The sequence below is a fragment of the Streptomyces sp. SID11385 genome, from assembly GCF_010548245.1.
Classification (GTDB): Bacteria; Actinomycetota; Actinomycetes; order Streptomycetales; family Streptomycetaceae; genus Streptomyces.
This window is the reverse complement of sequence record NZ_JAAGLR010000189.1, coordinates 1-3,734: the sequence shown is the minus strand read 5'-3', so window position 1 is coordinate 3,734 and position 3,734 is coordinate 1. Positions and strand designations below refer to the sequence as shown.

At 74.4% G+C, this 3,734-nt stretch carries 3 protein-coding genes; 1 reads left to right on the top strand and 2 read right to left on the bottom strand.

Translation table 11 applies throughout. The features are described from left to right. Positions 1-81 precede the first annotated feature (81 nt). Positions 82-774, bottom strand: a complete 693-nt coding sequence (locus G3I42_RS06110; RefSeq protein WP_164283106.1) for a metal-dependent transcriptional regulator — start codon at positions 772-774, stop codon at positions 82-84. Between the two features lie 284 nt (positions 775-1,058). Here G3I42_RS06110 and G3I42_RS06105 point away from each other — a divergent pair, with 284 nt between their 5' ends. Continuing rightward, entirely contained in the window at positions 1,059-1,973 is a 915-nt protein-coding gene (locus G3I42_RS06105; RefSeq protein WP_164283104.1) for a sugar isomerase domain-containing protein, read from the top strand. A 55-nt stretch (positions 1,974-2,028) separates the two neighbouring features. Here the strand turns inward: G3I42_RS06105 and G3I42_RS06100 are convergent, their stop codons facing one another. Then, positions 2,029-3,597, bottom strand: a complete 1,569-nt coding sequence (locus tag G3I42_RS06100) for a PAS domain-containing protein (RefSeq protein ID WP_164283102.1) — start codon at positions 3,595-3,597, stop codon at positions 2,029-2,031. Between the last annotated feature and the right edge of the window lie 137 nt (positions 3,598-3,734).

The window sequence follows — 3,734 nt, the reverse complement described above, 5'->3', positions numbered from 1 at the left end:
ACGCCGGACCGGCGCCCGGCGTGGCCGGGCGCGCGGGGATTACGCGCCGGTGCGGTCGGTGCGCGCTCCCGCGGTGCCGTCTCAGCCCTTCGCGACGAAGACGTGCGAGGCGATCTCCGTGTCCAGCTCGGCGGCCTCGCCGCCGCTGCCGACGAGAACGCCGCCCGCCGCGCGCGTCACGCTCACCACGGCGCCCGGCTGGACGCCCGCGCGACGCAGCGTGTACATGAGCTGCGCATCGGTCTGAATGGGCTCGCCGATGCGGCGCACGATCACGTTCTTGCCCTCGTCGCCCGGCTCCAGGTCGGCGAGCGAGACCATGCCCGCGTCGAGGAAGGGATCGGCCTCGGACTGCTCGCCCAGCTCCTCCAGGCCCGGGATCGGGTTGCCGTAGGGGGACTCGGTCGGGTGGCGCAGGAGATCGAGGACGCGGCGCTCGACCGCCTCGCTCATGACGTGCTCCCAGCGACACGCCTCGGCGTGGACCTGCTCCCACTCCAGGCCGATGACGTCGACGAGGAGGCACTCGGCGAGCCGGTGCTTGCGCATGACCCGCGTGGCGAGGCGGCGGCCCTCCTCGGTCAGCTCCAGGTGACGGTCGCTGGCTACGGCGACGAGGCCGTCCCTCTCCATGCGCGCCACCGTCTGGCTGACGGTGGGGCCGCTCTGGTCGAGCCGCTCCGCGATGCGGGCGCGCATGGGCACCACACCTTCCTCCTCCAGTTCGAGGATGGTGCGGAGATACATCTCCGTGGTGTCGATCAGTCCGGACATCCGTGCCCCTTGATGCTGTGACCGCCGAGGCGTCCCGGCGATCGGTGTGCGCTGGCCCTGCTGTCAATTCTGACGCATCCCACTGACAACCGGCCCGGGCCGGACGGCGGGGGCCTTCCCTCGGTCTGTCCCTCCCCTCCCGCCTCTCCCCCGAGCCCCTGCCCGCGCACTGTTGACAGCCCAGGTCCCGGGACCGCACCGTGAGCGACGGCACGCCGCCGTGCCACCCACCGCGCCGCCCTCGCCCGGGGCACGGGCGCCCGAGCAGGAGGCACGAGGCACGGATGAGCGCAGCCGAGACCACTTCCCCCGAGGACGCCGCCCCCGCAAGCCCCCGGAGCACGCCCGCAGCTTCCGAGAGCGCCCCCGTGCGCCCCGAGGCCGCCCCCGCGCGCCCCGACACCGTTCCCGCGCACACCGGCGCCGCGCCCAGCGGCCCGGCTCCCGACACGGCTCGCCGCTACCTCGACGCCGTGACCGCGCTTCTCGCGCGCGTACGGGACGAGGAGGCCGCGCCGGGCGGCCCCGTCGAGCGGGCGGCCCGGCTGCTCGCCGCGACCGTGACGGAGGGCGGGCGGATCTTCGCCTTCGGGGCCGGGCACTCCTCGCTCATCGCGCAGGACCTCGTCTACAAGGCCGGCGGTCTCGCCCTCGTGAACCTGCTCGCGGTGCCGGGCACGCTCGGCGTGGACGTACGGCCCGCGACGCTCGGCTCCGCGCTGGAACGCGTCGAGGGGCTCGCGGGCACCGTGCTCGACCAGTCGCCCGCCGCGAGCGGCGACCTGCTGGTGATCATCTCGCTCTCCGGACGCAACGTCCTGCCCGTCGAGATGGCGGTGCGGGCGCGGGAGAAGGGGCTGAAGGTCATCGGCGTCACCTCCGCCGCGTACGCCGGGCGGAGCCGCCCGGACAACCCGTGGAACTCCTTCCTCGCCGAGCACTGCGACGTCGTGCTCGACAACAAGATCACCGTGGGCGACGCGGAGCTGAGCGGCGACGGCATCGCCGCCCCCTTCGGCCCGGCCTCCACGGCCGTGACCAGCGCACTTCTCCAGGCCACGACCGCGACGGCGGCGGCACTCCTCGCCGCCGAAGGCACCGAACCACCCCTGCTGCGCTCGGGCAACGTGCCGGGCGGGCTGGAGTGGAACAGGGAGGTCTTCGCACGGCACAAGGAGCGGATTCACTACCAGCACTGAGAGGCGCGCAGGGGATGGGGCGGGCGCGGAGCGTCTCAGAAACCGGACGCCCGTCTCACTCCCCGTACGGCTCGTGACTCGCGTACGGCTCCTGGTCGGCGCGGGGGCCGGGGGCGAGGAGGCGGGCGAGATCGACGGCGCCCGCGACGCGCAGGGCGACGGACTCCGCGTACTGGGCGTCGGAGCGGTCGAAGGCATGCCGGCCGGGACCGCGCAGAAACGTCACGACACCGAGCGTGAGACCGCGACTGCGCAGGACGGCGCAGAGGGCGTGCTCGGTCTCGCGGGGCCAGCGGTGGCGGTGCGACCAGTCCTCGCGCTCCTCGTCGTCGACGCCGCCGTGCCAGCTCGTACGCACCGCGCCCGAGCGGCGCACCGCCCGTACGGCGGGATGCGCCTCGCCGTAGCCGACCGGCAGCCCGACGCCCGCGAGCGCGTTGCGCAGCGAGCCCGGGCTGCCGCCGGGGGTCGTCGCGCCCCGTACGAGACGCGGCGTGCCTCCGCTGCCCTCGGGTTCGTGGTGGGCGGCGGGGGTGTCGAGGAGGTCGACGAGGGCGTGGTCGGCGAAACCGGCGAGAGCGAAGTCGAGGTGCACCGTGATCGCCTCGCCGGGCTCCTCGCACTCGGCCGCGGCGCGGGCAGCGCGCTGCGACTGCCCGGAGCGGAAGCGCAACTGCGCGCTCTCCTGCTCGGCGAGCCGCGCTTCGGTCACGTCCTGGAAGAACCAGCCGACGCCGAGCGGCACGGGCTCCTCGCTGAGCGGCGAGGAGAGCCGTACGAATCCCGAGCGCCAGCAGCGCCGCGCGCGCTCGGCCTCCCCGCGGACCGTCACCCACAGCTCGGCGGGGGCGGGCGGGGCGCCTTCGGCGAGTACGTGCGTGAGCGCGCTCTCCAGCTCCTCGACGCCTTGGCCGAGGAGGTCGGCGAGCGGCCGGCCGAGCAGCGCGGTCCGGCCGGTGCCGAGCGCGCGAGCCGCGTAGGTGTTGACCGCGGCGGGCCGCAGATCGGCGTCGACGAGCACGACGCCCCAGGCGGCGTCGTCGAACAGCGCCTCGCCGAGCGCTATGGAACGCTCCAGGTCTATCTGGGTGTGGACCTCGCTGAAGGCGCAGTACACCCCGGCCGGACGGCCGTCGGTGTCCCGTACGGCGGCGGACTGGACGCGGACGAGGACGCGGCCGCCGTCCTTCGTGAGCAGCGCGAACTCGTGGACCTGACGCCCCGGCGCGCGCATCGCGGCGGCGAGGGAACGCCACATCTCGCCCGCGTCGGCCTCGCGCGCGGCCCAGCCGCCGAAGCCCTGCCGGCCGACCGCCTCCTGCGGGCTCCAGCCGAGAATGCGCTCCGCCTCGCGGTTCCAGTGCGTGACGACACCGTCCGTGTCGAGCGCGCACAGCGCCGCGTCCATGCCGTCGAGTAGGGCGGCGAGAAGCTCCGAGTCATCACGTCCGGGAGCGCCGTGCGCCGGTCCCGCGGCACCCTGCCCGTCCGTGGTCCCACCCCGAGCACTTGGATCGTCCGTGGTCCCACCGCGCCGGGAAACACTCACCCTGGCACCCCCTGCCGTACGTACGTCATTCGTACGTCTGCCTTGCCTGCGCTGAATTGAACTCCACCGTGACACAGCACACAGCGGCTTCGCGTAAATCGTTGCGCGGCAGTGATGCGGGTGAGGGGCGGCGAGGTGCACGTGGGGGGCGTGTTCGGGGGCGCGTTCACGGTCCGGGGTGGGGTCGCCACGGAGGGGGGTCGGGGGTGGGG